The sequence below is a fragment of the Pseudoalteromonas sp. 2CM28B genome (assembly GCF_023161935.1).
In genome coordinates, this window is the sequence record NZ_JALNTH010000004.1 from 346,418 (window position 1) to 371,032 (window position 24,615).

A 24,615-nucleotide genomic window follows, 5' to 3' on the forward strand; every position below is an offset into this window, starting at 1 on the left:
TGCTTGCCCCTTACGCTTTAGCTTCTACTTGGTCTTTCTTATAAGTACGAAGTACCCATATGAATAAACCAATGATGAAGAATGCACTCGGTGGTAAAATCAATAGACCCATAGGTTGATACCAACCACCATCTTGTACTAATGGGATAATATCAACACCGAATAGTGTTCCCTTACCAAATAGCTCACGAATGAAACCAACAGTAAGTAATACCACTGAGTAGCCTAAGCCATTACCAATACCATCTAAAAATGACATAAGTGGTGGCGACTTCATTGCGTACGCTTCAGCACGACCCATTACAATACAGTTAGTAATGATTAGGCCAACGAATACAGAAAGCTCTTTCGCCGTAGCGTAAGAGAATGCTTGTAACACTTGGTCTACAACAATTACTAGTGAAGCAATGATCGTCATCTGTACGATAATACGTACTGATGAAGGTATGTGGTTACGAATGCTTGAAATGAACAAGCTAGAAAACGCCGTTACTAATGTCAAAGCAATTGACATGATTAAGGCATTTTTTAAGCTAGACGTTACCGCCAGAGCAGAACAAATACCAAGTACTTGTAATGCGATTGGGTTGTTAGCTAAAACCGGACCAAATAGGACCGACTTCATTTCTTTAGTATCAGCCATTATTTCAACGCTCCTTCACGTACCTTCGCAAGGAAAGGACCAAAGCCGTTTTCACCAGTCCAAAAGTCAACTGTGTGATCAACACCATTAGAAGTTAGTGTAGCACCTGATAAACCATCAATTTGATGTTCGTTGCTAGCACCGCTTTTCATAATGTTAATAGGTAACTCTTTACCTTGCCATTTAGCTGTCCATTGTGGGTTTTGAATTTCGCCACCCAGGCCTGGTGTTTCGCTATGCTTGTAAAAGTTGATGTTTTTAACTGTTTCGCCATCGCTTTCAAGCGCTAAGAAACCATACATTACACCCCAAAGGCCGTAACCTTGGATAGGTAAAATGATTGCATCTGTAGAACCATCTTCTTTTTTAGAGATGTAAACAGGTGAGTTTTTAGTCATACGCTGAATACCAGCGATGTCCTTAATCCCTTCTGCTTTAAGTGCAAAACTTCTTTGTTGGTCGAATTTCGATTTTTCGAAATCAAATGAGTTTGGATCAGCATCTTCAACAAATTCGCCAGTGTCCATATCAACAACACGTGCTTCGATTTTGCCATCGAATGTGTCAGATACAGAGTTTGCGATTTCAATATCAGCTGCTGCTAAGATATTACGTTGAATATCTTGAGTTTTATTAGCTTGCTGTAAAGGACGAAGCTGTACAGAAGCAAACGATACAATAATTGCACACACTAAACATAGTGCTACAACAACCGTTAACGTTTTGCCGATTGATTCGTTATTACTAGACATTACGTGCCAACCTCCGCTTGATATTAGCTTGCACTACAAAGTGATCGAACAGTGGAGCAAATAAGTTAGCAAATAAGATTGCTAGCATCATGCCTTCTGGGAAAGCAGGGTTTACTACACGGATCATAACTACCATAAAGCCAATAAGCGCGCCGTATGCGAACTTACCTTTATCGGTAAATGCAGCTGATACAGGGTCAGTAGCCATAAAGAACATACCAAACGCAAAACCACCCAGTACTAAATGCCAATGCCAAGGCATTGCAAATACAGGATTGCTCTCAGAGCCAACCGCATTTAATAAGAATGCAGTTGCCACCATACCTAGGAATACACCTAGTACAATGCGCCAAGAAGCGATGCGAACGTAAATTAAGAATAAGCCACCAATAAGCACAGCAAGCGTAGATGTCTCACCTACAGAACCTTGAATGAAACCGTAAAACGCATTCCACCATAGCTCCATGTTGCTGTAATCAAGAGTGCCTACAAACGCTTGACCTAGCATAGTTGCACCAGAGAACGAGTCTACTGCAGTCCATACTGTGTCACCTGAAATTTGTGCAGGGTATGCGAAGAATAAAAACGCACGGCCCGCTAATGCAGGGTTTAAGAAGTTACGGCCTGTACCACCAAAGATTTCTTTAGCAATAACAACACCAAACGTAATACCTAACGCCACTTGCCATAAAGGAATAGTCGCAGGCAAAATAAGTGCAAATAATACAGAGGTTACGAAGAAACCTTCGTTAACTTCATGCTTACGCACAGAAGCAAATAGTACTTCCCAAAAACCACCTACTGCAAAAGTAACGGCGTATATTGGTAAGAAGAAGCATGCCCCGTAGAACATTTTAGCGCCCCAGCCCGACTCAGCGGTTAATTCACCACCAAATAACTGGAACAAGCCAACCTGCCAAGAGTTTGCTAGTTCAAAACCTTGTGCTAAAGCACCTGCGGCCTGATGACCGATGTTGAACATACCAAAAAACATAGCTGGGAACGTCGCCATCCACACTAAAATCATCATGCGTTTTAGGTCGATATTATCGCGAACGTGAGTTGCGCCTTTATTTACATAACCTGGCGTGTAAAAAATAGTCGCGGCTGCTTCATACAGGGCGTACCATTTTTCGTGTTTACCACCTGGTTCAAAATGCGGCTCAATGTCTTCTAAAAATTTCTTTAAACCCATCTCTTAGCCTTCCTTCTCGATCGTTGTTAAGCAATCGCGTAGGATAGAACCATACTCGTATTTGCCCGGACAAACGAAGGTACATAACGCTAAATCTTCTTCATCAAGTTCAAGCGCGCCTAATGAAATTGCACTGTCTAAGTCACGTGAAATTAAGTCACGTAATAATAGGGTTGGCAAAATATCTAGCGGCATTACGCGCTCGTAGCTACCAATTGGTACCATGGCACGTTTTGAACCACCTGTAGACGTTGTCATTTTAAATAAACGACTCGGTGCAAGGTGAGAAAGGAATGTACGCGTTACAGAGAATTTATCACTACCTGGTGCAATCCAACCAAACAGCTCTTTTTCGCGACCTTCAAGTAAAACAGATACTTGAACGTGGTAGCGGCCTAAGAATGCATGAGGACCTGAAGAAATAGCGCCAGATAAAACAGAACCAGAAATAACACGGTTATCACCGTCTTCTAATTCGCCTGCCACTAAATCATCTAATGAAGCACCTAGTTGTGTTTTCACTAAACGAGGGTTTTTAACGCGAGGACCTGCAAGCGAAATAACACGGTCTGTGTTGATTTCACCAGTAAGGAATAAGTGACCATACGCGATAACGTCTTGGTAACCAATATGCCAAACTTGTTTATTAACAGATACTGCATCAAGGTGATGAATATGAGTACCAACTAAGCCTGCTGGATGCACGCCACCGAACTCATGTACTTCTACTTGAGCGATAGACGAGCTAGGAACTTGACTGCCAGCTTGCTTACATACAAATACTTTGCCATCGGTCAAACGCGAAACAACAGCAAGACCCGCTTCAAATGCAGCTGCATTTTCGGCAATAATTACTGCAGGATCTGCAGCAAGAGGGTTTGTGTCAATAGCGGTTACAAATATAGAGCTAGGATTTGCATCCAACGCAGCTATTTTGCTAAATGGCCGAGCACGAAGTGCTGTCCATTGACCTGACTGAACAAGTACTTCTTTGGCTTTTTCACGCGATAAGCTTGCAAGCTCATCTGCATTGAAAGAGTCAAAGGTGATTTGCTCACTGCCGTTTACTTCAATAACAACAGATTGCAGCACACGTTTAGCACCACGATTAATTTCTTTTACTGTACCAGAAGCTGGTGCAGTAAATAGGACGCCTGGGTTCTTTTTGTCTTCAAAAAGTACCTGGCCTTTTTTGACTTGGTCATCCACACGAACATGCATGGTTGGACGCATACCGATAAACTCTTCACCTAGCACAGCTACACGTTTGATGGCAGAACCATCATGAATAACTTGCTGAGGCGCGCCCTCTATGGGTAAATCCAGACCTTTTTTTATGTTGATCATACGCACTTGCATTAATTAACGGAAAGAAACTGAAAAATCGTATCAACCACGTCGCCACTTGAGTTATCCAAGATATATCAAGGTACAAAAGAACAACTTGCTAGGAATATCAAACAAGCAACGCAGTAAAACTCCTCACATATTGCTTCGATTTTAACATCATTATGTACGACTATGCGAGTGTATTTATGAAAATTATACGACAGAAACGCTTATTTAGTTTTGTTAAGTGTTTTAAATAAAAATCAAGGTAGACCAAAGTGGTAGCCTAAGCACCTAACTGCCACAAAATATCTAAAACACTAAAAGCAAAAAAGCCGCAATAAGCGACTTTTTATAATTACAAAGTATGATTAGTCAATCATGTTTGCAATTGGCTTCACTGCATCTACATCTTGCTCATAGTCAACAGCGTCAATGCCAAAACCAAATAAACGTAAAAATTCGTTATGGTAGCCTACATAATCGGTTAGCTCATCAATTGAGCTCGTGTCTACTTTATCCCAAACAGCTTGCACACGTGCTTGTACATCGTCTTCTAGCTCTTTGTAGTTTTGGAATAAGTGGCCGCCTTCGTCAAAGCGTGGGTTTTCACCGTATAGGTTTTCGCTAAATAAAGCATGAATTTGCTCAATAGTGCCTTCATAAGTGCCATCGGCTTTCATTACTTTAAATAAAGCAGAGATATATAGCGGCATAATTGGAATAGCAGAACTTGCCTGAGTAACAACAGCATTTAAAGACGACACATAGGCTTGACCATTTAAATCTTTTGTCGATTCTTTAATTGCAGCAGTTGCTCGGTCTAAATCTTCTTTTGCTTTACCTATTGTTGCGTGCCCGTAGATTGGCCACGTTAACTCTTTACCTATATAAGTATAAGCCGTGGTTTTAAAGTTATCGGCTAGTACGTCTGCTTCTTTTAATGCATCAATCCACATTTCCCAATCTTCACCGCCCATCACTTTAATGGTGTTGTCGATGTCATCTTGGCTTGCGGCTTCTACTGTTACTTCGTCAATTTCGCGCTTTGACGTATTTAAATTTTTTGTAGTTACAGCACTGCCAATAGGTTTAAGTGTAGATGAATACACCTCACCTGTATTTGGATCGGTACGACGAGGCGATGCTAAGCTGTAAATAATACAGTCTACTTTGCCTAAATCTGCTTTGATTGTCTCGATTGCTTTTTGCTTAATTTCGTTAGAAAACGCATCGCCATTAATATTTTTTGACCAAAGCCCAGCTTCATCTGCAGCGTCTTGAAATGCTGCTGTATTGTACCAACCAGCAGAACCTGTTTTACGCTCTGTACCTTCTTTTTCAAAGAAAATACCCAGTGTTTTAGCCCCACCGCCAAATGCCGCCGTAATACGAGACGCTAAGCCGTAACCAGTAGATGCACCAATTACGAGTACATTTTTAGGCGCATCTTTTAATTCGCCTTGTTGTTTTACATAGTTAATTTGCTCTTGAACATGCTCTGCACATCCTACAGGGTGTGCGTTAGTACAAATAAATCCACGAATTTTAGGCTTAATGACCATTGATCATCCTATATCTTTTACAATAAAAATTAGCGCTAGTTTAAAGGCTAATACTAAAAACACTGATCTGATCAGTTAAACCTGATCAAATACCCCTATTATATTGGCTAACGTACATTGTGGTTAATTTAGCTTTGAGCCGCCCATACAATTTGGAGAGTCAGGTGCTTCGCCACCCTGCTCTGAAAATTCATCTGGCGTGTACGTATGAATTGCTAAGGCATGAATGTGATTTGCTAGCTCATCTTTTAGTACTTCGTTAATTTGGCGGTGGCGCTGTAGTAATCGTTTACCCGCAAACTCTTCACTTACCACAATTACTTTAAAATGCGACTCAGTACCGGCGCTGTGCATATGGCTTTCGTTAATTACGTTTAAATGCTTACAGGCAATCGCGCTACTAAGCTTGTCTTGAATTTGTTGTTGCATTGACATTAAAACACCATATTTAGTCACTGATTTGTGCAGCTACTATAACAAGTTAATTTAACTAACTAAATTGCTTTTGTTTAATGTGCTCAATAAAGCGGTACGTTAAGCTGATCCGTGGGTGAGCAAGCGTAGTTTGTTTGGGGATTGCGTGCTGGTAGTCGCGCTGACTATGCCCACTCATCACTAAGCAACTACCGCTTTGTAATTTTAAGTCGGTGACTTTATTGGTGGCTTTTTGTTTTAATTTGAGTACGCGCTCAGCACCAAGTGATATACATACAATGGTAGGTTCAGGGCCTAGTTCTATTTCATCATCACTGTGCCAGCCCATGGTGTCGTTACCATCACGGTAATAATTAACTAATAACGAATTAAGCGGCTTATTTAAATGTCGCTCTAAACGTTTTCGCATTGCTAAAAGCACCTCATCCCACGGCTCTACTGTTTGTTTACTGTGTGAGTAACCATATTCAATATTTAAGTCGCTCATAAAACATTGCAAACGTGGAATGGGCCCTGTTCTGCCATACACAGTGACATTAGGCTGCTGCCAATTAAGATGTTTTTGTAAATAATAAAATAAATCGAGGCTTTTTTGCGCACTAAGCGCCTTACTTTGATAAGAAAAGCCGTTTGGTAACTGTTGGGGGTTGGCGTTTTGCCGTTGCATGTTAGAATTTACCTACATTAGATTACTGATCAACAAACCATTATGACGACGCAAGCCCAGCTAGGCGATAAAACATTTACTCTTGAACGTTTCCCTTTGGATCAAAAAAACCGCAGTTTACAAGCGTGGGATTCGGCCGACGAGTACCTTATCAATTATGTTAACGAACATCACCCTGATTGTCGCTCATTACTAATTTTAAACGACGCGTTTGGTGCTCTTGCCTGTTATTTTAGTGAATTAACGGTTTGTTCAGTTAACGATTCTTATATTAGCCACCAAGCTGCAGCCTATAATTTAAAAGAAAATAAACTATCAACAGCCCAATTTACACAGTTAGATAGCTTATCTGCGCTGCCTGAAGAGGTTGATTTAGTACTTATAAAAATACCGCGTAACGTCGGGTTTTTACAGTTTCAATTAAGCGAGTTGAGTGAAGTACTTGCCCCTGGCACACCGGTTATTGCCGCGGGTAAAACAAAAGAAATTCATAACTCAACTATAAAAGCGTTTGAGCAATTTATTGGCGAGACCAAAACAAGCTTGGCCGTTAAAAAGTCGCGTTTAATATTAAGTACAGCTAAAGGCGGTTATAAAGAAGCTAACTTCCCGGTAAGTTGGCAGCTGGAAGGCACTGATTTTAATATAACGAACCATGCCAATGTGTTTTCGCGCGATTCGTTAGATATAGGTGCACGGTTCTTTTTTAATTACTTGCCGCAAACCTCAAAAGCAAAAAGCATTATCGACTTAGGTTGTGGTAATGGTGTGGTGGGTTTAATGACGTTATCACGCTGTCCAAATGCGTCGGTAACCTTTGTTGATGAGTCGTACATGGCGGTCGAATCTGCACGTTTAAATGTAGAACTTAACCAAGCAAATAAATTTGATGATTGCCAATTTATAGAAAACGATTGTTTAACCGGCTTTGCAAGAGACAGTGTGGATATGGTGTTGTGTAACCCTCCATTTCACCAAGCCCAAGCTGTTACCGACCACATTGCGTGGCAAATGTTTAAACAAGCAAAAGATACATTAAAAGAAGGTGGCGAGCTGCGTATTATTGGTAATCGTCATTTAGATTATCACGATAAATTAAATCGTATGTTTGGTAACTGTAAGCTATTAGGTTCAAACAAAAAGTTTGTAGTGCTCAGCGCAACTAAAAATAGTGGGATGCTATAAAATGAAATTAACTAAATTTATTTTAGCCTGTTGCTCCATGCTGGTGTTTAGCGCATGCAGTAACCAGCCAAACCAAGTGATACTAAACCCGGTTTATAAAAGTGGCCAAATTAGCGTTATTTCAGCCAGTTTAAGTACCAGCGTTATTGATTTACGTGGTGATAGCGCCACCCTTAAGCTTGTTGAGTCGGACAAAACCAAAACCTTTGCCAGCCAAGATATTGTAACCTCTGTTAAAAGCGTATTAGATAGCGCGCTAAACCGTAACGGGGCAAGCATTTCTAACCTAGCAACAACCCGCTTTGAACTAGACATTCATGCCTTACAAGCACAGGTGACTGAAAAGCTCATGAGCCATACCAGCGAAGCGCACATTGAGCTAGGCGTACGGGTCATTCGCTCTACCAGCAATTTTAGTAAAGTGTATCGTGGCAGTGCTAATTTAGAAGGGCCGCTGAGCCACGATCGCGCCAAAATTGAAGGTCAACTCAATAAGTTGACGGAACAAATTATAACCCGCATTGTATCGGACCCAGAATTAATTGAATTTTTAGAAGGTTAACAATGAAACGATTTTTAATCTGCTTAAGCCTACTATTTAGTGTAAGCACCTTTGCCGCGCAAGAAGGCCGTTTTGTTCAAAAAGACAATATTTTTCCGCGTGTAGAAATAGTCACGTCATTGGGTAGCATTGTGGTTGAGCTAGACCGCTCAAAAGCCCCTATTACGGTAAATAACTTTTTAACCTACGTAATGGATAAAAGTTACCAAGGCAGTATATTCCACCGTGTAGAACGTGATGTTGAAAACGACCGTGACTTTGTAATACAAGGTGGTGGCTACGATAAAGACCTTGATGGCTTACACGAAAACGACCCTATATTTAACGAAAGTGGCAATGGTTTAAAAAATGATATGTACAGCATCGCTATGGCGTATCAAGACCGTGAACCGCATTCAGGAACTCGCCAGTTCTTTTTTAATATGGATGATAACGATCATTTAAACCCAGGTAGAGATTGGGGCTTTGCCGTGTTTGGCAATGTAATGGATGGTTACGACACGCTAGATAAAATTATGGCTGTAGAAACCGGCTTTAATGAAAAAATTGGCTACGACTTTGTACCAAAAACGCCCGTTGTTATTTTAAATATTAAAGTACTTGAGCAAACCCCATTATAAATCACTGAGGTGCAACTAAGTTGCACCCAACGCCAATGAAGGCCCTATGAGCAAAACCCTCTCAGTAAGCGAATATTTCTCGTATTTTAAAGATAAACGTTTAATCAATATTTTTATATTTGGTATGAGCAGTGGTTTTCCATGGGTACTGATTGGCTCTGTGATGTCGGCTTGGCTAAAAGACGAAGGCCTAAGCCGAAGTATGATTGGCTTATTTGGTATTGTATTTGGCGCATATAGCATTAATTTTATGTGGTCGCCGCTTATTGATAGAACCAAACTGCCGTTATTGTACAAATGGTTCGGGCAACGTCGCAGCTGGATTTTATTTTGCCAAAGCTTTATGTTTATTGGCACCCTGCTTTTAGCGGGGCTTGATTTAAAAGCAAACTTAGCGATTGCCGCTGGCTTGTGTTTACTTATCGCAGTCGCCTCTGCCACACAAGACATAGCAATTGATGCTTTTAGAATAGACACGTTAAGCGAAAACGAATCTCATAAAGCCACTGCAGCTGCTGCTATGTCCACATCGGGTTGGTGGACAGGTTACGCATTACTGGGTGCTATTCCTTTTTACATGGCCGATATCCCCTCTTTAGATTGGCCACAAGTGTATTACTTTTTAGCCGCTGTTATGTTGATACTAATGAGCGGCGTGTTGTTTGCCAAAGAGCCTAAATCAAACCGAGAAGCTGTTCACGCAGAGCTTGAGCGCGTATACCTTGAAAAACTAGCCAGCATTAAGCAAACGCCCTTTACTAAAGTGATTGCTTGGCTTGGCGTTACAGTGGTTGATCCCTTTAAAACCTTTTTTGCTAAAAATGGGGTTAAAACAGCCCTTGCCTTATTAGCATTTATTTTCTTATTTAAAATAGGCGAAGCTTTTTTAGGGCGTATGTCGATTGTTTTTTATAAAGAAATAGGCTTTAGCAACAGCGACATAGCTACTTTTTCAAAAGTAGGCACTGCAGTACTCACCATTGCTTTTACCTTTGTGGGCAGCTTGTTCAATCAAAAGTACGGCATTGTAAAAGGGTTATTTATAAGTGGCGTTGCTATGGCGGGGTCTAATTTAGCATTTTCGGCTATTGCGCTGGTTGGCCCTAATTTAGGCTTATACGCTTTTGCTATTGTAATTGATGGCTTTACTCAGGCTTGGTCGTTAGTGGCTATGGTGGCATTTATATCGATGTTATGTGACCGGGCATTTAGTGCAACACATTATGCATTACTGGCTTCGCTTGGGAATTTAGGGCGTACACTGCTTTCAAGTTACAGTGGTGTGGTTATTGATGATTGGCTAATGGGAAATTGGGCATTATTTTTTGTGTTAACGGCATTAATGGTAATACCTTCGCTGGTGTTTTTATATTTGATTAGGCATAAGCTCTATCAGTTAGAGCAAAATTACCATAAAAATATGTAATGCATCCCTGCATTAACGTGATTTGCTTAGGCCGTTCAAGTGCCCCTTATAACACCCTAAGCAAAACAATATTAATCCGCTTTAATTAAGCCTAGCGCTTCATGCGGATCAACTTCAAGTGCATTACAGTAACGTACAAACTCAATAACATCTAAGCGGCGTTCTTGATTTTCAATCTTACCGATAAATGAGTGAGGTGTTCCTAGCACTTGTGCCAGGCTACGCATTGTATGACCCTTTTCATGGCGTTTTGTTTTAAGCCATTTAGTTAGCTTTTCGTTTTCTTCAGAAGAAACAGTCTTGCCCATCATTTTACATCTCCTACTAGATGATATGACATACCCGTCAAAGCAGTAGTCACACAATGATTGGAGGCATATAAGCAGATACCCACTACATTATTCAATAGCAAGCTATTGCTTAAATAAGCAAAGGTATTGCTACTTATTCAACCTACCAATCTATTCAGTGCTAACCCGCAAAAATAGGATATAGGTTTATTTTTATTAAGAGTGAAATTTTGCCCGTCTCACTCTTGGATACATTATATACTATTAACAGTTCGGTTAAATAATTAATTACATAGTTTGCATAAATTTACCCAACCACTAACCTTTACTTATGCTGAATATTTAAGTTAACGTACCAAAAATATTAAGTTTTTTCCTAAAAAATTAATTGTAAGATAAAAGCACTTTGTTACAAATTAACGTGCAAATAACCTTGCTGTATTGATGTTTAAACAACAGTAAGGGTAAAAAAGTTCCCATAAATAACGTTTTTCCCTAACTAAGGGACTAAAGAGGAAGTATGTTTAGAGTCTTATTTTTGTTGCCTATTTTACTATGCTTTTTATGGTTTTTGTTTTTACGTCACTACGGAGTACCCATTAAACAAGGTAAGAAAGGCTTTTTATACATACTTGCCTTTTCTGCTTTTGTATTAGGCTTTTTTGTATTAATAATGCAGTTTACCCATTACAGCCCAATTGAATTTTAGGCATTAAAAAAGCCGCTAACGCGGCTTTAATAGCTAAGCGTAAATTGCTTAAACGCTAAAACTTGCACCACACCCACAGGTAGTCGTTGCATTAGGATTAGATACAAAAAAGCGTGCGCCTTCTAACCCTTCTGTGTAATCCACTTCGCCATCAACTAAGTACTGAATACTCATTGGGTCAATAACCAGGGTTACACCATTTTTAACTATTTCTAAATCGCCAGGATTTGCTTTTTCATCAAAAGTAAAACCATATTGAAAACCAGAACAACCACCACCTGTTACGTAAACACGCAGTTTTAAATCTGGATTTTCTTCTTCGTCGATTAACTGTTTAACACGAACAGCAGCTGCATCGCTGAACTTTATTGGTAATTCTTCAGACATTTTAAAACCCTCAATATCGCAATGGCGTGATTATCTAATACCCGAGTGTTTTAATCAAGTATAGTCAAACATCTCTTGAGGTATCTTAGGCTTTTAACTATTGCTTTAGCCGATACGATAGCAAAATGTGTTTTCAGTGATTGCTGTAATATTTGTTAATATAAGTGTTTAAAATTGCAAAATCACAAGGACTTACCTGCACACTTTTGTTAAACTGCTCGCTGAAAAAATGTGGCGGAGAATACAGCATGTGGCTTGAGCAACTCAGGCGTCGATTAGCAAAACCAAAAACCTCTGTGCAATTATGCTTATTAGGCGTAAGTGCTGGTTTAATTGCTGCATTTTTTATTATTTTATTTCGCTTAACGATTCTGTTTTTTCAAAGCTTATTTTTAGACACTCCCGATAATTTTACTACCATCCCCACTATTGAACGGGTTTTAATGCCGTTAATTGCTGCGCTACTGATTGCTACATTTGCTGCATTTACTGGCTTTAAGCACTACCGATTAGGCATTCCTTTTGTTATTCATCGCATTAAACGCCACTACGGGCAAATGCCGCTTTACAACACCGTAAACCAATTTGTTGGTGGTGCACTGGCACTTATTAGTGGTTTTTCGGTGGGCCGCGAAGGGCCATCTGTTCATATGGGCGCCACTGGCGCAAGTATATTAGCCGATAAACTTCATTTACCGCATAACGCCATGCGTACATTAAGTGGCTGTGGTGTCGCCGCTGGTATTGCGGCCTCGTTTAATACCCCACTGGCTGCGGTTATTTTTGTAATGGAAGTGGTGCTACGTGAGTACAAAGTGCATATTTTTGTACCAATTATGCTTGCCGCACTAACTGGTGCATTAGCAACCCAATTTGTGTTTGGTGAAGGCTCAGAGCTTGCACTTATTAGCATTACGCCATTGAGTGGTTGGCATTACCCATATTTAATTTTATGTGGCATGGCCTTAGGGGCAATTGCCTATAGCTTTAATCAAAATTTAATGCTGATCATAAAAACATTTAAACCTTTAAGCATGTTTCCTCGTTTACTCATTGCAGGTTGTATTGCGAGTATTATTGCCTATGCAGTGCCCCAAGCAATGGGTTCGGGTATGAGTGCGATTACTATTGCGGTTGAATCGCCTGAAAACGCGCAGCTACTTACCACTATTTTAATAGCTAAACTGCTGGCGACCTTGTTTGCCATTGGCCTAGGAATACCGGGTGGCTTAATAGGTCCCGTTATTGGGCTAGGTGTATTAACAGGTACTTTAATGGCCTTTTTTGCCCAATTTATAAGCCCAGGTGCTGACATTGCTGGTACTTACGGCGTATTAGGAATGGCAGGATTACTCGCAGCTACATTACATGCGCCGTTAGCAGCATTAACAACTGTGATGGAGCTTACGTCCTCGCCAGAGATTATTGTACCGGCCATGTTAGTGATAACAACCGCCTATGTAACGGCGCTGCAAGTATTTGGCAATCGGTCTATATTTTTGCACCAGCTTGATTTTCAGGGGCTACCCTATCATGTATCGCCCGCAACGGAGGCGCTACAAAAAGTGGGCATAATGGATGATATGGATGAGGACTTTAAACTGCTTTATTCAGACGATAAAGAGCAAATTAAAAACACCTTAGACGCCATGGATAGCCAAACCCCTTTAATAGTTTACGATGAAGAAAACGGCTATCGCTTAGCAGAGTACGACCTTACCCTGATGTCGGGCGAAAACATAAATATAAACTACATTAGCTTACAAGGCATTAGCAGCCAGTCGACCTTAGCTGATGCCTTTGATATTTTAAAAGATAAACGCAGCGGCGCCCTGTATGTATACAACTTGCTAGATGATCAGCAAATAATGGGGCTATTACGCTGGGATCAAATAAATAATATTTTAACTATTCGTAACAGCCTACTTTAGGATTCTTATGAGCGCTTTACTAATTTATAAAACACTGCACATTTTTTTTATGATTGCTTGGTTTGCCGGTATTTTTTATTTACCTCGGTTATTCGTATACCACGCAATGAGCGAAGAAAAAGCCTGTAACTCTATGCTTAAAGTGATGGAACGCCGGCTACTCTTTTTTGTTACCCCGTTTGCTATTTTAACGGCCGTTTTTGGTGTACTCACTATTGTAGAATATGGCCGTGAGTGGTTTAGATACAGCATGTGGCTGCACTACAAACTGGTACTGGTCATTATTTTATATCTATATCACGGCTACTGCTTTAAATTACTGAGCGACTTTAAACACGACAGAAACACCAAAACGGACCGCTTTTATCGTATTTTTAATGAGCTCCCAGTTATTGCGCTGCTAATTATTGTTACGCTTGCGGTAATAAAACCTAATTTATAAGCTGTGTAGCGCATGTTAAACTGCGCTGCAATTTACAATACTTGCTATAACACGCGCGATTGCGTGCCCCATTTTTATGGATTATCGCGCCCCTTTGATTGATTAGGAATAACCCCATGTTAAGTTTCCAAGGTGAACATATACTGTCGGTAAATCAACTCGACAGAGACTGCATTGAGCGTATTTTTGCAGTAGCGAAAAAAATGGAGCCTTATGCTAAAAAACAAAAGCAAACAACAGTGCTAGAAGGCGCTATTTTAGCTAATTTGTTTTTTGAACCAAGCACGCGTACGCGTGTAAGCTTTGGTACTGCCTTTAATTTACTAGGCGGTGGCGTGCGCGAAACAACCGGCATGCAAAGCTCAGCCCTAGCTAAAGGCGAATCGCTTTACGACACTGCGCGCGTTATTTCAGCGTACGCTGATGCCGTCGCTATGCGCCACCCTGATGCAGGCTCGGTAAGCGAATTTGCAGACGGTTGTACCGTACCGGTAATTAACGGTGGCGATGGCCCAAACGAGCACCCTACTCAAGCACTACTTGACTTGCTTACTATTGAGCGCGAACTCAACCGATTTGATCAAAACATTGATGGCATGCATATCGCCTTAGTTGGCGATTTAAAATATGGCCGCACAGTACATTCATTATCTAAATTATTGTGCCATTACAAAAACGTAAAATTTTCGATGGTGGCGCCCGATGGCCTGCAAATGCCAACGAGTATTTTAGATGCGGTAGAAAATGCAGGCCATAAAATACAATTAGTCAACAAAATGGAAGGGAACTTAGCAGCCGATATTGTGTACCAAACACGTATTCAAGAAGAGCGCTTCCCTTCACAAGAAGAGGCTAATAAATACCGTGGCGGCTTTAGAATTAGCCAATCAATTTATAACGCGCACTGTAAGCCAAATTCCGTGCTTATGCACCCGCTCCCACGCGATAGCCGTTTAGAAGCTAATGAGCTTGATAACGACTTAAACAGTAACGACAATTTAGCTATATTCCGCCAAGTACAAAATGGCGTGTTAATTCGTATGGCACTGTTTGCTTTAACCCTCGGCGTAGAAAATAAAGTCGAGCAATATGAAGTAGACGTACCTTGGTTTAGCCGCAAACGCGACAGCTAAACACTTTTACCAAGCGACAATTTATAGGATTTTTCATGACAATTAGCCAAGATTTATTTAATCGTGCACAAACTTCAATTCCTGGTGGTGTAAATTCACCTGTACGTGCATTTAACGGAGTAGGTGGCACGCCACTATTTATCACCAAAGCCGAGGGTGCCTTTACCTTTGATGCCGATGGCAACCGTTATATCGATTATGTAGGTTCGTGGGGCCCGATGATCATGGGCCATAACCACCCAGCTATAAAGCAAGCTGTTCACGAAGCGGTAGAAAACGGTTTAAGTTATGGGGCGCCCACTGAAGCCGAAATTTTAATGGCCGAAAAAGTAAAAGCGCTTGTTCCCTCAATCGAAAAAGTACGCATGGTAAGCTCGGGTACTGAAGCAACAATGAGCGCCATTCGCTTAGCCCGTGGCTATACAGGGCGCGATAAAATCCTTAAGTTTGAAGGTTGTTACCACGGCCATGCTGACTCATTACTAGTAAAAGCAGGCTCTGGCGCATTAACCATGGGTGTGCCAAATTCACCTGGTATCCCTGAGGATTTTGCAAAGCACACGCTTACCGTATCGTTTAATAACCTTGATGAAGTAAAAGCGGTATTTGAAAAATACGCAGACGACATTGCCTGTATTATCGTTGAGCCAGTAGCGGGTAACATGAACTGTATTCCTCCTGTAGAAGGCTTTTTAGAAGGCTTGCGTGCAGTATGTGATGAGTACAAATCAGTGCTTATTTTTGACGAAGTAATGACCGGTTTTCGTGTTGCATTAGGTGGCGCTCAGGCGTATTACAACATAAAACCTGACTTAACATGTTTAGGTAAAGTCATTGGTGGCGGCATGCCTGTTGGTGCCTTTGGCGGCAAAACCGAAATTATGGATTACATTGCGCCAGTAGGGCCGGTTTACCAAGCCGGTACACTTTCTGGTAACCCTATTGCAATGGCTGCGGGTTTAAAATCGCTTGAGCTATTAAGTGCACCAGGTTTGCACGATAAGTTAGAAGCTATTTCTAAAGCAATTTGTGAAGGTTTTGAAGCAGGCGCTAAAAAAGCAGGCATTCCTTTAACCACTAACTACGCTGGCGGTATGTATGGCTTTTTCTTCACTGAAGCAGAAAAAGTAACCACTTATAAACAAGCTACAGAATGTGATTTAGAACGCTTTAAACGCTTTTTCCACTTAATGCTGGAAGAAGGCGTATACCTAGCACCTTCTGCATTTGAAGCAGGTTTTGTGTGTGCAGCGCATACAGAGCAAGAAGTACAAGCGACTATAGAAGCTGCAGAGCGCGCCTTCGCTAAGCTATAAGCATCCAATACATGTGTTAATAATGTGCGTTATTAACTCTGTAGTTAAAAAAAGCCCTTACGGGCTTTTTTTATTTGTGCGCATTGATAATTGAATGGTTTTTAGCCTTTATACGGTCTCACTTTTTAGACTCACTTTTACCCCACAAGAGAAACGTATGACGAGCTTAAGGCACTTAGCAGCACCTGCTATATCATTAATGGGCAACTTAAAATATAAAACTAAAATTGGTTTAGTTTTTGGTATTTTATTATTACCCCTTGCGCTTAGTTTGTTTTTTTTAGTCTCTTTATTAAGCGAGAGTATAAGCGTCTCTCAAATGCAAAAACAAGGATTACTGAGCTACAGAGACATTCTTGCAAATCAAATGCAGGGTGAAACCTATAAAAATGTAAAAGTAGCTAAAGCACGTGGCTTTAATGTAAAAGATGAGCAAATGAATGACGTACTTGAGCTGGTTTCAATACAGTCTAATTTAGCCTTAGATAACCAACTTGCGAGTGCTTATGTTAATCGCGCATTAGTTACGCCTATACCTGCGCTTATCATGCAGATAAATGCGACAGCGCAAAGCGCTAATACTGTTCTTACTAACCAGCGTTTTACACCAGAGACTTTCATTGCGCTTTCAAACTTAAGTAAATCACTACCTTTGTACCAGCAGCAACTCGATAAAATACTTACAATTGCCACCACGGCCGATGCATCTGTAAATAAAGCACTGACGCCCTCTCTCACTAATTTACATAACGCCATAGCCGCTTTTAAAACAGCCATTGATAAAAAGCTGCTTGAACCAGATGATATACAGCTTACACAAGACGAATTTGCAGGGCTTACCAGCCAAGTGCTTAGTCGTATTAGCCAACTAATTGATAAAAGCATCCCTACCCTTGAATCGCTAATAAATGAAAAACTGAACACGCAACGCTTGACTAGAAACACTGTATTAGCTGCATCATTAATTAGTTTATTGATTGCATTTTACTTAATGGTTGGTTTTTATTTTGCGGTAGTTGATACCATTAATCGCTTTGCCGAAGCTGCGCAAAGAGCAGCAAATGGCGACTTAAATGCGGTTATCAACTCAAGTACTAATGATGAAATGGATATTATTGCAGCGCGATATAATTCACTTCTTAATGCCTTTTCAAAACTTTTAGAGAATGTAAAAGCAAGTACTGTGGAGCTATGCGGCGCCACTAAATCGCTTTCACAGGCAAGCAGCCAAACGAGTAACGATGTTGAAAAACAGCAAAAACGGGTAAACGCTATTCATGATGCACTAAGTAATATGGAGCAAAGTGCAGTGAGTGTAGAAGACTCTGCTAATCAAGCGATGTTAACAGCGCAAGATGCCGCGCAACATGTAAAGCAAGGCTCTAACAACACCATGGAACTAGCCAAATACATGCAAGACCTTCAAGTTGAATTTACCGAAAGCCAACAAGCCTTAGATAGACTAGCTCAAGATAGCCAAGAAATTAGTAAAGTAAGTAAAGGCATTAGCGAAATAGCCGATCAAACTAATTTATTAGCCCTAAACGCAGCAATAGAAGCCGCACGAGCCGGTGAACATGGCCGTGGTTTTGCCGTGGTAGCTGATGAAGTAAGAACCCTTGCCCAGCGTACACAAACTCAAACCCAAGAAATTCACCAAATAATTAGCTCACTTCAGCAGGCCTCTGACGATACACAACAAAAAATGCGCTCAAGTGTCCAGAAGATGGAACAATCGGTAAAAGCCGCCACCGAAACAAACGATATTTTACAAAGTGCAGAGCAAAGTATGGGCGATATAAAACACCAAGGCGAGGAAATAGCACTGCGGGTTAAAGAGCAATCTAACGCAACCACCCAAGCATTAACTGATTCGCAAGAAGTCAGTAACTTAGCTGATCACACTCTTCTCTCTGCACAATCTACACTGCAAGACGCACAGCAACTTAGTCAGCTCTCTGATGACTTAACTAAATCAATGCAATTTTTTAAATCTTGAAAATTATAAAAGTGCTTTTAAATTACAAAAAACCCTTCGATTAAGAAGGGTTTTTAAGGTTAGTTTTTAATAAGTATTAAAAGCGAGCTTCCAAACCTATACGAACGTAACGTGGTGTTTGCCATGAGTATGCAGCATCATGGTACGCATTTACTTCACCTTCATTTTGCTCATAGTGTTCATTCAGTGATGACTCTGTTTGCGAGTTGAAAATGTTAAATACATTAACCGATGCACGCATGTCGATATCAGATACTGTGAAATCATATGCAGCAGATAAATCTAAGTTAAATACCCAAGGTGTACGGCCATTTGTGCCTCGGCTATGTTTTTCATAGATTTTCTCATCTTGATCACAGTCGCCGTTGCCATTTGTATCTGGACACTCATTAGTATAAATGTAGAAAGTATCACCCCAACCGCCATTTAAATTTGGATCGGTAGATGGATAGCCTTGACCAAATAAGCTCTTAGGACGCCCGCTTTGTAAAGTAGCATTCCAGCCTACAGTTAAGTCTTCCATTGGCTCCCAACTACCAAAGAATTTAAATGTATGGCGTCTATCATTAGGTTGATAGCCCTGAGATCCATCCATAACTGCTGGAAAGTCAAAGTCTTGGGTAATACCCGCATCAGCTTGACCAATATCTGATTTAACAGCACCTTCAAAATTACCTACACTTCTAGCCCATGTATAACCAAACTGATAACGAATAGTGTCAGCTTTATAGTCAAGGCTAAACTCTACAGCGGTGTATTCATTATTTGCTTTAGGTAGGCCTATTGTTTCTGCTGAATAGGTAGTTAAAGAACCACTATCTGGAACACCGTCGTTATTGAATGATGAATCTCCCCAATCGGTTCCATTCCAATAGTAACCGTCACTGTACCAGCTAGACGAATCGCCAGGGTTTATCATTACGCAGTAAGGGTATGCATATCGCCCACAGTAGTCATCTAATGCTGTTGCAACTTCGCGGTATATACCTTTAACACCTACTGTATATTCATCATTTAAAGCTTGCTGTATACCAATAATATATTCATCTTTAGAGAATGGATCAGCCTCTTGCGCTTGGAAGATATCTTTTTCAGGTATAACCGGTACACCACTCACTTGCTGTGAGTTTTGAATACCACCATTCCCAAGCGTATCAGCTAATGGCGTTAGGCCTGTTGGTGCGCCAGTTTGCGAATCAACACCAGTATATGTATAAGCTGTGGTTATATCACTAACCCCTGATGCGGCTCTAAAAATAGTATTATTGGCTACGGGTAAGTAATAACGCCCATATGTACCATAAACTTTAGTGTCGCCTGTACCTGTAGGATCCCATGTGAAGCCTAGTCTAGGTGCAATATCTGTTTCAAAGCTAGTTAGTAACTTACCAGTCGTACCCCAGCTATCAAACTCATCAATACGTAAGCCAACTTTAACTGAGAAATCCTCTGTTACTTGCCACTGATCTTCTATGTAGTAAGCTGTTAACTCTGATTCAAAGCTGCCGCCGCCATCAAAGATACGGTCTTCAACATAGTCAAGCGCGGCACCAGTGTTATTTGTTAATGCGCCATTATCGGCTTGCCAACTACCATTATCTGCAAGTGTTCTGTAATCATAGCTGTGGCCACCAATAGGACTACTTATATTCTCAGACTTACGCTCTTGGTAATCGATACCAAATGTTATTTCATGGTCATTCCATACATATTCAACATCTAAGCGATATTGGGTATTTTCATCATTATTGGCACCAAAGCTACCGCCGGCACCACAGCCAGTGATTGGATTAGCAGTACCTCGAGAGTCGGTAATAGATGGACAAACCAAGTTTTCTGATTGCGTTTCATATTCGGTTTTAATATTACCAGCCATAGCAGTAACAACTAGGTCTTCAGTTAAAACACCCGTATAACTTAAGCTTTGTGCTTCACCACCACGCTTTAAAATGGCGCCATCGATACGGTCGCCCACAGTTCCGTTATTGTATTCGTATACTGAACGCTCAATATCACGACGATTAGAGTAAGCAAAGTAGCTTAACCTATGGTTTTCATTAATATCCCAATCAAGCTTACCGCCCCAAAATAAATTATCGCCACCAGAAGCTGATTCATTACGGTATTGATCGTTTGGCGAAAATTCATCTCCACCCCACGTGTATGTAGACTCAGTATCTCTTGGGTTAATTAATCCATAGAAAAACAACGTGTCTTCAATTAGAGGGCCACCAGCAGAAATAGTCACATCTGTTTTGCTATCAGTGTCTAAGCTTTCATCTCTAAATATTTGACCTGCGCCGTTGTTACCACGAGAAATACTTCCTTCTTCTTGCAAAGAGTCTGGTTGAAATTGCACAACTGCCGCAAATTCCCACTCATTTGTACCACTTTTAGTAGTTGTATTTATGGTACCACCGGTTGCGCGGCCAAATTTGGCAGAGTAACCACCCGTTTTAACTTGGAACTGGTCATAGAACTCAAACGGCACTTCACCACAACCAAGGCCTTGGCGGGTATTAGTAACCTCTAAGCCATTAATATAACATGCATTTTCAGCTACTGATGAGCCACCAAACGACGCAGTATTACCAAAAGCACTGTCTCCTTTAACAGCTCCAGGTGCCAACAATGCAACCGAGGTAAGGTCTCTGTTTATCGGCATACGGTCTATTTCAGCATCTGTAATAACTAGGCCAGAATCGGCAGTTGTTAAATCAATCGAAGAAATACGAGCGCCTAATACTTGAATTACTTCAGGACCGGAATCACTGACTTGTGCTAAATCAAAGCTCGCTTTTGCATTAGCGCCTAATGAAACGCGAACACTATCTTCAGCTACAACGGCACCGTTTTTTAAGATTTGTATTTGATAGCTACCTGAAGGCAATGAAGCAAATCGAAATGAACCGTCTTCAGAAATATTTAATGTTCTTTCTAACCCTGTTGCAGGATTTTTTACTGTTACGGTATACCCTGCTGTAGTAGAAATATTATCGATAGAACCTACAACATCAGATGCCACTGCTGGAAGCGCTACACCTAGTGAAGCGAGAACCGCTATTGCCGTAAGATTTTTTTTGAAAATATTTTTCATACTCTTATCCCTGTTAAGTTTATAATTATTTTTGCACTTTATACAAAATGCATACAGAGGGTATCAAAAGGGTACGAATTGTAAATATGTTAATTAAATAAAACCAAAACATAAATAAAAATAAATTAAAAACAATAACTTAAATTTATTTTTACATGTTTATTTGTGATATATAAGATTTTTAATGTTAATTTAAAGAAACAAAAACAGGCAATTAATTAACAATAATTCAGTTAATCAAACCATTAACATACTCGTTACAAAGCTCTTATTTTTAATCTCGCAAAGTGCTACTTTAGTCTAATCATACTTACTGCTTTTTAATTTACTTCTAAAAAAATAAGCTAATAAAAGTAATTAAAATTTATTTAGTTTCAAATTTTGATTGCTAGATAGTGAAGCAAATATAATAAAACCGCTGAGTTAGCGGTTTTATTATTAAGGTTTTATTTTATTAGCGTATACACTGCGGCCTAGGTTCAAACTCACTGGCTCTTAGTGGTAACTGAATGACTTTTCCGCATCCGGGCGGTGCTTGTAAACCCGTTCTTTCATTGACGAAAGCCCATCTTATTGATGGCGGGCGTGTATCAGCTATTGCTTCAGGGTTGAGCGGTTTTAAGTAACGAATATAAGCTTCTAACGCGCCCACACTCCCTGTTAAACCTGTGCTTCTATTATCGTCTCTACCAAGCCATGCAACGGTCACTGTGTTTTGATCAAACCCTGCAAACCAGCTATCACGTAAATCATTACTAGTGCCTGTTTTACCGGCAAGCTGAATTGATGGAAAGTGTAAATTTAAACGCTTAGCGGTGCCGTCTTTTGTCACTCGCTTCATGGCATATTTAGTCATATATACTGCGTCTTTTGCAAAGCGCGGCTCAGACTTAACTTTATGCTTATACAAAACGTTACCTACCGAGTCTGTTAGCGCAGATACAGAGGTAAGCTCTCTATACTCGCCATCTGCTGCGATAGTGGTATAAAGCTGGGCGACCTCAAAGCTCGACATTTCTACAGCACCAAGTAGCAGCGAGGGGTATTCATCTATATTACCTTTTGCGCCTAATCCTTTGAGCGTATTTGCTACTTTATCAACACCTACATCTAGACCTAAATTTACCGCAGGAATATTAATACTGTTACTGAAGGCTTTATAAAGTGGTAATGCACCTCGGTATTGGTGATCAAAGTTCTCAGGTTGCCACACTTTACCTTGCTCATTTGTTACCTGCACAGGGGAGTCATCAAGTAATGTGGCTAAGTTATAATGTGGTAACTGCAGGGCTGTTAAGTACACCGCGGGTTTAACTAAAGAGCCAATATTTCGTTTAGTATCGAGCACTCGGTTAAAACCTGAGTAGCGAACATCGCGCCCCGACACTAAAGCCGACACACCGCCTTTTTCTACATTAACTGAGATCATGGCTGCTTCGAGTTTATCGGTGTTAGGACGTTTTTCTAAATACGGTAAACTTTTTTGAATGGACTCTTCCATCGCCGTTTGTTTTTGCAAATCAAAGTAAGTAAATACACGAACCCCAGCATCTAGTGTTTTTTGATCAGGTAATAACTGCTTAAGCTCACGGTTTACAAGTTCTAAAAAGCCAGGGTATGACTTTTGTAAACTTGCTTTCATAGGCGCTATATCAATTGGGCGTTTGAGTGATGCACGGTATTCTTTTGTAGTTAGTAGCTTGTTTTCAACCATTAAACGCAGTACTAGGTCGCGACGCTCCATAGTGCGCTCTTTATAGCGACGAGGATTGTAATACGAAGGCCCTTTGACCATCGCCACTAGCAGCGCTATTTGGTCATATTCCAGCTCATCAACAGGCTTTGAAAAATAAAACTCAGAGGCCAAGCCCATGCCATGCACGCCTTGGTTATAAGATTGACCTAGGTAAACTTCATTTAAATAAGCTTCTAAAATCTGATCTTTTGAATAACGGTAATCTAGAATAAGCGCAATAAATGCTTCATTTATTTTACGCACTAAAGAACGCTCACGCGTTAGGTATATATTTTTTGCAAGCTGCTGCGTTAAGGTGCTGCCACCTTGCACGGTACGCCCTGCTTTAATGTTTGAATAAAGCGCGCGCAAAATAGAAAATACCGACACACCATGATGCTGATAAAAATCCCGATCTTCTACCACTAATAACGTGTCTTTCAACATAGGCGGAAACTTATCAAGCGGTACAAACTCTCTATCTTGCTTTGAATCATTTCCAATTCGAGCTATTTGCACAGGCTCTAGGCGAGCGCTGTTTAGGCGCCTGCCAAATTTATCTTTAATGGTTGCGACCTTTTGCCCGGCAAAACGCAGCTCAATAATGTGCGATTCTTCAAGGCCATCATAAAACTCAAAGTCTCGTCGGTAAATTTTTATGCTATCGGCTGTTTTTACAAACTGTCCCGTGCGGCTTAGCCTATTAACTGATGAATAATTTAGGCGCTCAAGCTCCCACACAACCTCTTGACTAGATAAAAACTGCCCTGGGTAAAACTCCATTGAGCGTGCGTATACTTGGGCAGGTAACTGCCATTTATTACCTTCAAATATACGTGTTGTTTTTGAATCTAAATAAATAAGATACATGGCCATAGCAATAAAAACAGCTAAGCTCAATTTCCAAAAAACAGACCATGTTTTTCGCATAAATGTGCGTTTAACAACAGTGTTTGACGTTTTTTTAGTCGTTTTTGATTTAGCTTTACGTGGCGAGCTAGTTGCTTTAGGTGCACGCTTAGGAGTGGTTTTACTACTGGGTGTTTTTTTGTTGTCAGCCATTTAAGTGTAATTTATTCCAAGGTTTATTCACGAGTGTGAGCTTAGCATATTGGGTATAGCCTAACACCTGAAAAGTTAACCTTCCCTGAAACGAAAAAAAGCCCTACCAAGGTAGGGCTTTGTGAACACAATGAT

21 protein-coding genes are annotated in these 24,615 nt (G+C 40.5%); 10 read left to right on the forward strand and 11 right to left on the reverse strand.

Annotated features, from left to right (window positions below):
- Positions 1-10: 10 nt before the first annotated feature.
- The 7 genes from MTN96_RS08335 to MTN96_RS08365 all read right to left on the reverse strand — a co-directional run bounded on the left by MTN96_RS08335 (position 11) and on the right by MTN96_RS08365 (position 6,586).
- Positions 11-643 carry an NADH:ubiquinone reductase (Na(+)-transporting) subunit D gene (locus MTN96_RS08335; RefSeq protein WP_004587140.1) on the reverse strand — a complete coding sequence of 211 codons (633 nt, stop codon included), beginning with the start codon at positions 641-643 and terminating at the stop codon, positions 11-13.
- Positions 643-1,395, reverse strand: a complete 753-nt coding sequence (locus MTN96_RS08340) for a Na(+)-translocating NADH-quinone reductase subunit C (RefSeq protein WP_004587141.1) — start codon at positions 1,393-1,395, stop codon at positions 643-645. Before MTN96_RS08340 ends, MTN96_RS08335 begins: the two co-directional genes overlap by 1 nt.
- The gene (locus MTN96_RS08345; protein ID WP_004587142.1) at positions 1,388-2,590 is read right to left on the reverse strand and encodes an NADH:ubiquinone reductase (Na(+)-transporting) subunit B; all 1,203 of its coding nucleotides are present in this window, start codon (positions 2,588-2,590) and stop codon (positions 1,388-1,390) included. The genes MTN96_RS08340 and MTN96_RS08345 overlap by 8 nt, the downstream gene beginning before the upstream one ends.
- Positions 2,591-2,593: 3 nt before the next feature.
- Positions 2,594-3,937, reverse strand: coding sequence for a Na(+)-translocating NADH-quinone reductase subunit A (locus MTN96_RS08350; RefSeq protein ID WP_004587143.1), 1,344 nt, complete (start codon positions 3,935-3,937; stop codon positions 2,594-2,596).
- A gap of 353 nt (positions 3,938-4,290) precedes the next feature.
- Positions 4,291-5,484 carry an enoyl-ACP reductase FabV gene (gene fabV / locus MTN96_RS08355; protein ID WP_024034299.1) on the reverse strand — a complete coding sequence of 398 codons (1,194 nt, stop codon included), beginning with the start codon at positions 5,482-5,484 and terminating at the stop codon, positions 4,291-4,293.
- A 123-nt stretch (positions 5,485-5,607) separates the two neighbouring features.
- The gene (locus MTN96_RS08360) at positions 5,608-5,919 is read right to left on the reverse strand and encodes a BolA family transcriptional regulator (RefSeq protein WP_004587145.1); all 312 of its coding nucleotides are present in this window, start codon (positions 5,917-5,919) and stop codon (positions 5,608-5,610) included.
- 55 nt (positions 5,920-5,974) lie between these two features.
- Entirely contained in the window at positions 5,975-6,586 is a 612-nt protein-coding gene (locus tag MTN96_RS08365; RefSeq protein ID WP_096740006.1) for an alpha-ketoglutarate-dependent dioxygenase AlkB, read from the reverse strand.
- A gap of 42 nt (positions 6,587-6,628) precedes the next feature.
- Between MTN96_RS08365 and MTN96_RS08370 the strand changes: the two genes are divergently transcribed.
- Genes MTN96_RS08370 through MTN96_RS08385 form a run of 4 tightly spaced genes read left to right on the forward strand, consistent with a single transcriptional unit; the run spans position 6,629 to position 10,379 of the window.
- Positions 6,629-7,771 (forward strand): methyltransferase, encoded by a 1,143-nt coding sequence (locus MTN96_RS08370; protein ID WP_024034301.1) that lies wholly within the window; start codon positions 6,629-6,631, stop codon positions 7,769-7,771.
- 1 nt (position 7,772) lies between these two features.
- Positions 7,773-8,333 (forward strand): YajG family lipoprotein, encoded by a 561-nt coding sequence (locus MTN96_RS08375; RefSeq protein WP_096042114.1) that lies wholly within the window; start codon positions 7,773-7,775, stop codon positions 8,331-8,333.
- 2 nt (positions 8,334-8,335) lie between these two features.
- Positions 8,336-8,953, forward strand: coding sequence for a peptidylprolyl isomerase (locus MTN96_RS08380; RefSeq protein WP_004587149.1), 618 nt, complete (start codon positions 8,336-8,338; stop codon positions 8,951-8,953).
- Between the two features lie 46 nt (positions 8,954-8,999).
- Complete coding sequence (locus tag MTN96_RS08385; RefSeq protein ID WP_248531181.1) at positions 9,000-10,379, forward strand: MFS transporter; 1,380 nt, start codon at positions 9,000-9,002, stop codon at positions 10,377-10,379.
- A gap of 71 nt (positions 10,380-10,450) precedes the next feature.
- On the opposite strand, the gene MTN96_RS08390 is transcribed toward MTN96_RS08385, so the two are convergent.
- The gene (locus MTN96_RS08390) at positions 10,451-10,690 is read right to left on the reverse strand and encodes a helix-turn-helix domain-containing protein (RefSeq protein WP_004587151.1); all 240 of its coding nucleotides are present in this window, start codon (positions 10,688-10,690) and stop codon (positions 10,451-10,453) included.
- Between the two features lie 499 nt (positions 10,691-11,189).
- Here MTN96_RS08390 and MTN96_RS08395 point away from each other — a divergent pair, with 499 nt between their 5' ends.
- Positions 11,190-11,378: a hypothetical protein gene (locus tag MTN96_RS08395; protein ID WP_004587152.1), complete on the forward strand. Its 189-nt coding sequence runs from the start codon at positions 11,190-11,192 to the stop codon at positions 11,376-11,378.
- Positions 11,379-11,426: 48 nt separating this feature from the next.
- Here the strand turns inward: MTN96_RS08395 and erpA are convergent, their stop codons facing one another.
- On the reverse strand, positions 11,427-11,765 hold the full coding sequence (gene erpA, locus MTN96_RS08400; protein ID WP_002958911.1) for an iron-sulfur cluster insertion protein ErpA: 339 nt from the start codon (positions 11,763-11,765) through the stop codon (positions 11,427-11,429).
- Positions 11,766-12,013: 248 nt separating this feature from the next.
- Between erpA and MTN96_RS08405 the strand changes: the two genes are divergently transcribed.
- From MTN96_RS08405 to MTN96_RS08425, 5 genes are all read left to right on the forward strand, one after another.
- Positions 12,014-13,696, forward strand: coding sequence for a chloride channel protein (locus tag MTN96_RS08405; RefSeq protein ID WP_248531182.1), 1,683 nt, complete (start codon positions 12,014-12,016; stop codon positions 13,694-13,696).
- A gap of 7 nt (positions 13,697-13,703) precedes the next feature.
- Positions 13,704-14,138 carry a CopD family protein gene (locus MTN96_RS08410; protein ID WP_054983204.1) on the forward strand — a complete coding sequence of 145 codons (435 nt, stop codon included), beginning with the start codon at positions 13,704-13,706 and terminating at the stop codon, positions 14,136-14,138.
- 116 nt (positions 14,139-14,254) lie between these two features.
- On the forward strand, positions 14,255-15,271 hold the full coding sequence (locus tag MTN96_RS08415) for an aspartate carbamoyltransferase (RefSeq protein ID WP_004587156.1): 1,017 nt from the start codon (positions 14,255-14,257) through the stop codon (positions 15,269-15,271).
- A 35-nt stretch (positions 15,272-15,306) separates the two neighbouring features.
- Positions 15,307-16,587 (forward strand): glutamate-1-semialdehyde 2,1-aminomutase, encoded by a 1,281-nt coding sequence (gene hemL, locus MTN96_RS08420; protein WP_248531183.1) that lies wholly within the window; start codon positions 15,307-15,309, stop codon positions 16,585-16,587.
- 157 nt (positions 16,588-16,744) lie between these two features.
- On the forward strand, positions 16,745-18,586 hold the full coding sequence (locus MTN96_RS08425; RefSeq protein ID WP_248531184.1) for a methyl-accepting chemotaxis protein: 1,842 nt from the start codon (positions 16,745-16,747) through the stop codon (positions 18,584-18,586).
- A gap of 76 nt (positions 18,587-18,662) precedes the next feature.
- Here the strand turns inward: MTN96_RS08425 and MTN96_RS08430 are convergent, their stop codons facing one another.
- Positions 18,663-21,683 (reverse strand): TonB-dependent receptor, encoded by a 3,021-nt coding sequence (locus MTN96_RS08430; protein WP_024034306.1) that lies wholly within the window; start codon positions 21,681-21,683, stop codon positions 18,663-18,665.
- Between the two features lie 454 nt (positions 21,684-22,137).
- Positions 22,138-24,480 carry a penicillin-binding protein 1B gene (gene mrcB, locus MTN96_RS08435; protein WP_004587160.1) on the reverse strand — a complete coding sequence of 781 codons (2,343 nt, stop codon included), beginning with the start codon at positions 24,478-24,480 and terminating at the stop codon, positions 22,138-22,140.
- Between the last annotated feature and the right edge of the window lie 135 nt (positions 24,481-24,615).

Excerpts from the sequence above, each read along its gene's own strand:
- MTN96_RS08335 (WP_004587140.1), bottom strand. The coding sequence starts at position 643 with ATGGCTGATACTAAAGAAATGAAGTCGGTCCTATTTGGTCCGGTTTTA.
- MTN96_RS08340 (WP_004587141.1), bottom strand. The coding sequence starts at position 1,395 with ATGTCTAGTAATAACGAATCAATCGGCAAAACGTTAACGGTTGTTGTA.
- MTN96_RS08345 (WP_004587142.1), bottom strand. The coding sequence starts at position 2,590 with ATGGGTTTAAAGAAATTTTTAGAAGACATTGAGCCGCATTTTGAACCA.
- MTN96_RS08350 (WP_004587143.1), bottom strand. The coding sequence starts at position 3,937 with ATGATCAACATAAAAAAAGGTCTGGATTTACCCATAGAGGGCGCGCCT.
- fabV (WP_024034299.1), bottom strand. The coding sequence starts at position 5,484 with ATGGTCATTAAGCCTAAAATTCGTGGATTTATTTGTACTAACGCACAC.
- MTN96_RS08360 (WP_004587145.1), bottom strand. The coding sequence starts at position 5,919 with ATGTCAATGCAACAACAAATTCAAGACAAGCTTAGTAGCGCGATTGCC.
- MTN96_RS08365 (WP_096740006.1), bottom strand. The coding sequence starts at position 6,586 with ATGCAACGGCAAAACGCCAACCCCCAACAGTTACCAAACGGCTTTTCT.
- MTN96_RS08370 (WP_024034301.1), top strand. The coding sequence starts at position 6,629 with ATGACGACGCAAGCCCAGCTAGGCGATAAAACATTTACTCTTGAACGT.
- MTN96_RS08375 (WP_096042114.1), top strand. The coding sequence starts at position 7,773 with ATGAAATTAACTAAATTTATTTTAGCCTGTTGCTCCATGCTGGTGTTT.
- MTN96_RS08380 (WP_004587149.1), top strand. The coding sequence starts at position 8,336 with ATGAAACGATTTTTAATCTGCTTAAGCCTACTATTTAGTGTAAGCACC.
- MTN96_RS08385 (WP_248531181.1), top strand. The coding sequence starts at position 9,000 with ATGAGCAAAACCCTCTCAGTAAGCGAATATTTCTCGTATTTTAAAGAT.
- MTN96_RS08390 (WP_004587151.1), bottom strand. The coding sequence starts at position 10,690 with ATGATGGGCAAGACTGTTTCTTCTGAAGAAAACGAAAAGCTAACTAAA.
- MTN96_RS08395 (WP_004587152.1), top strand. The coding sequence starts at position 11,190 with ATGTTTAGAGTCTTATTTTTGTTGCCTATTTTACTATGCTTTTTATGG.
- erpA (WP_002958911.1), bottom strand. The coding sequence starts at position 11,765 with ATGTCTGAAGAATTACCAATAAAGTTCAGCGATGCAGCTGCTGTTCGT.
- MTN96_RS08405 (WP_248531182.1), top strand. The coding sequence starts at position 12,014 with ATGTGGCTTGAGCAACTCAGGCGTCGATTAGCAAAACCAAAAACCTCT.
- MTN96_RS08410 (WP_054983204.1), top strand. The coding sequence starts at position 13,704 with ATGAGCGCTTTACTAATTTATAAAACACTGCACATTTTTTTTATGATT.
- MTN96_RS08415 (WP_004587156.1), top strand. The coding sequence starts at position 14,255 with ATGTTAAGTTTCCAAGGTGAACATATACTGTCGGTAAATCAACTCGAC.
- hemL (WP_248531183.1), top strand. The coding sequence starts at position 15,307 with ATGACAATTAGCCAAGATTTATTTAATCGTGCACAAACTTCAATTCCT.
- MTN96_RS08425 (WP_248531184.1), top strand. The coding sequence starts at position 16,745 with ATGACGAGCTTAAGGCACTTAGCAGCACCTGCTATATCATTAATGGGC.
- MTN96_RS08430 (WP_024034306.1), bottom strand. The coding sequence starts at position 21,683 with ATGAAAAATATTTTCAAAAAAAATCTTACGGCAATAGCGGTTCTCGCT.
- mrcB (WP_004587160.1), bottom strand. The coding sequence starts at position 24,480 with ATGGCTGACAACAAAAAAACACCCAGTAGTAAAACCACTCCTAAGCGT.